This window comes from Hydrogenophaga sp. (assembly GCF_041633695.1).
Taxonomy (GTDB): Bacteria; Pseudomonadota; Gammaproteobacteria; order Burkholderiales; family Burkholderiaceae_C; genus Hydrogenophaga.
The window spans coordinates 1-3,418 of sequence record NZ_JBFJMY010000442.1; the positions used below are offsets into that span (position 1 = coordinate 1).

A 3,418-nucleotide genomic window follows, 5' to 3' on the forward strand; every position below is an offset into this window, starting at 1 on the left:
ACCCCTCGGCAGCCGCCGCCGTGAAGACCGTCAAGACCCCGGTATACCCATAGAGTTGCTGGTGGGCGATTTCGCCCCCGGCAAAAAACCCGATCAGCGGCACGTCGCCCAACGCGTGGCGCACGATTTGCAACTCCGCGCTGGGGGCGCCAAAGTGTGGCCCACCGCGACCAGAACAACTCACATAGATGGCGCCCACGATGCTGCGCGCCGGGTGGGCCTCGGCCTGCGCCTGCACACCGCTGAAGGCCAGCGCCGCACCCAGGCTCACGTCTTCGGGCTCCAGCTCTTCGCGCACCTCGGCGCACACCCGCATCAGATCGGCCCGGGCCGCCTGCACGTGGCGCTCGCAAAATGCCAGGCGCGTGCCCTCCGGCACGGTTTCGGCAATGGCAATGCCACGCCGTGAAGGGTCCAGCCCCACCAGATGCCGCACCACCACTTGCGGACCAAACTGCCCGGTGACGTGGCGCGGTGTCTCACCCTGCGGGTCGGGCGCCTTGCTCAAGCCCACCAGGGTGGCGCGCAAACGCTCCATGGCCACCTGGGGCTGCTCCAGCGACACGCCCAACACTTCGAGCAACACGTCCAGGGCCGGCTCGTTGTCCAGCGCCAGCACCAGATTGCCGTCGGACGCGGTCACGGTGCGCTCCCGTTCTATCGGCTGAGCGCCCTGGGTCACGCGCGACACCATGCCCACGCTGGGCCCAAAGGCCACCCCACTCAAACCACCGTGGAACACCCCGCTGGCCGCGCCCTGGCCGCTCAGATTGCCGGCACTGCCCAGCGCGAACTGGACCGACTCGCCCCGGCTGGCGACCAAGCCACCAAACACATAACCCGAGGTGGTGCGCTCGGCCACCTCGGCAATCAGATCGGGCAAATCGGGCGTGGCCCCATCGGCGTGCACCAGCGCCGTGTGCGCCATGAATCCGTCGCCCGGCGCGCGGCCGCTGGCCGACAGAGGCGCCACGCCACTGAACACGCGGAACTGGTCCGGGCTCAGATCGCACAGCATCACGGCCAGGGCCGGTTCGTCGAAATACTCCACGTTGTTGGCCGACACGCCCACCCCCACGGTGCCGCTCCAGTCGGTGACCTCGGGCAGCTCGGCGCTCAGGCACGCCAGAATGTCTTCGGCCTGCGCGGCGTAGTGGTCGGTGATGTAGAGCACCGCCAGCGAGGGCGTGCTGGCGTATTCGGGCAAGGCCATTTGCGCCCGAAGTTGCGCCAACACCAGCGCGGCGGCCATGCGCCATTCCGGGTGGGTGGCGTGTGCGTAAGGAAACAGTTTCATGGGTGAGCTGGGCGACCGAACATGGGCCTGTGTATCAGTGGAGATCGGGTGGGCAATCCCGCAGCGGGTTTCAGCGGGCTTTTCGACTGGCGGTTTTGCGCGCCGCGCTGGATTTTTTGGCAGCGGGGCGCGCGGTTTTGGCCGCACCGCCCTTGGCCCGAGCCGAACCGGCGGCTTTGCCTGCGGTCTTGGTCTTGGAAGTGGCGTTGGTCGAGGCCTTGGCCGGGGGTTTGGCGGGCGGTGGTGCGACGCCAAACGCCGCTACCGCCGGAAAAAACGATCCCGGCATCGGCCACTCGTTGCCGGTCAGGCGCGCCGTCGGCGCGCGCACGGTGCTGCTGTCCGGGCTGGCCTTGGCAGCGGCCCGGGGCCGCGCCTTGCTGGCGACCGCCTTGCCCACGGCTGCGGCCTGGCCCACTTTGCGCGCCACCGATCCGGTGAGCTTTCGCCCCACTTTGCCGGCCGTGCCGGTCGCGGTTTTCACCGCCGCGCCGGTCAAGCCGCTGGCGACCTGGCGCGTGGTGTCCAGGGCCGATTGTTTGGCCGCGTCTTTCATGGCGTTGGTTGCGATGGCCTGGAACTGCTCGGTCAAGGCCCCCCACCACTGCACCGGATCCACCACACCACCAGGTGCCGCCGTGGCAGGAATCGATTTTTCCACCGCCTCTTTGCGCGCCACGGGGGGCTTGGCCGGTGCCGGCGGCGCGCTGGCCTGGGGCGGTGCCGACTGGGGTGCAGCCGCTGTGCCATAGGTGCGCTCGGGAATTTCCAGACCCGGGAACGGATTGGGCGGCTGCACCGGTGCGGTGGGCACGCCGGTGAAACCGGCCATGGTGTCCTGGGCTTTGAGCTTCAAGGCGTTGGCCACGTCGCCAAAGCTGAAGTTCATGCTCTGCAGGGTGGACAAGGTCATCTTCTGCACTTCCAGCGCCTGGATGGTCGCACCCAGTGCCTTGGCGTTCTGGTCGAGCCAGAAGTGCACCGCCTTGAGCTCTTCGATGCGTTTGTCCAACTCTTCCACGTTCACCGTGGGCGCCACCCAATTGCCCAGATTGGGCAGCTGAGGGATGTTGTTGGAAATGCCCTGCCCTATGCCGCCTGCCGCTTGGCCGGCGAGGTTTTGCAGGAATTCAAAGCCCGGCACGAATTTGCCGAACCCACTGCCCGATGCGTCGCTCATGGGAGTCTCCTTGGGTTTTCCTTGTCGACAGCCAGAGCTCTTGCACCTTCAGCTGTCCACACCGTAACGGGGTGCCCGGCGCTCCCTCAAGGATGCCACACCTTCGCGCACATCGGGACCGGCAAAACCCATGAATTCCAGCGCCAGCGAAGTGTCGAACGCAGGTCCTGCCTGGCGCAGCCAGTTGTTGAGCGAATACTTGGTCCAGCGGATGGCGCTCTGGCTGCCACTGGCGAGCCGATCCGCCACTTCGTAGGCCTTGTCGAGCAAAGCCTCGTCGTCCACCGCCAGGGACACCAGACCGATGCGCTCGGCCTCTTCACCGCTGATGGGGTCGCACAGCATCAGGTAGTACTTGGCCTTGGCCAGCCCACACAGCAAGGGCCAGACGATGGCGGCGTGGTCGCCCGCCGCCACGCCCAGGCGGGTGTGGCCGTCGACGATCTTGGCGCTCTTGGCGGCAATGGAAATATCGGCCAACAAACCGGCCACCAGGCCCGCGCCCACCGCAGGGCCGTGCATGGCGCTCACGATCGGCTTGTCGCAATTGATCACGTTGTAGACCAGGTCGCGCGCCTCTTTCCACACCCGGGTGCGCACGTCGAAGTCGGTCGCCATGTCTTCCACCAGGGCCAGGTCGCCACCGCCGGAAAAGCCCAGGCCACTGCCGCGCAACACCGCCACGCGCACGCTGTCGTCGCGCCCCACGTCGCGCCAGATTTCGCTCAGTTCCCAATGACCCTCATGACCAGCGGTGGGCAGCTTGCCGTTGCCGCCGGGGCCGTCGGCGCGCATCTGGATATCGAGCACCGAAGGCACGCCATCCACGGTGGGTCCGCGGCGGGTGAAGGCAAGGGTTTGGTAACGGCTGTAGTCGACGGGGGTCATAGGTGGCTCCTGGTGCGCGGCGCCAGACGCCGGCGGGTTGTTGAAGAGATAGG

At 67.2% G+C, this 3,418-nt stretch carries 3 protein-coding genes; all 3 read right to left on the minus strand.

Features of this window, described 5'->3' with window-relative positions; all coding sequences use genetic code 11:
* Positions 1–1,297 (minus strand): FIST C-terminal domain-containing protein (locus ABYB95_RS19750; RefSeq protein WP_372660828.1); only part of this gene is annotated, 1,297 nt, incomplete at its 3' end.
* A 70-nt stretch (positions 1,298–1,367) separates the two neighbouring features.
* On the minus strand, positions 1,368–2,477 hold the full coding sequence (locus ABYB95_RS19755) for a PhaM family polyhydroxyalkanoate granule multifunctional regulatory protein (RefSeq protein ID WP_372660831.1): 1,110 nt from the start codon (positions 2,475–2,477) through the stop codon (positions 1,368–1,370).
* Between the two features lie 48 nt (positions 2,478–2,525).
* Positions 2,526–3,365, minus strand: coding sequence for an enoyl-CoA hydratase/isomerase family protein (locus ABYB95_RS19760; RefSeq protein WP_372660834.1), 840 nt, complete (start codon positions 3,363–3,365; stop codon positions 2,526–2,528).
* Positions 3,366–3,418: the final 53 nt, after the last annotated feature.

What these genes read in the sequence shown, in the direction of transcription:
- ABYB95_RS19755 (WP_372660831.1), bottom strand. Translation starts at nt 2,477, where the DNA reads ATGAGCGACGCATCGGGCAGTGGGTTCGGCAAATTCGTGCCGGGCTTT.
- ABYB95_RS19760 (WP_372660834.1), bottom strand. Translation starts at nt 3,365, where the DNA reads ATGACCCCCGTCGACTACAGCCGTTACCAAACCCTTGCCTTCACCCGC.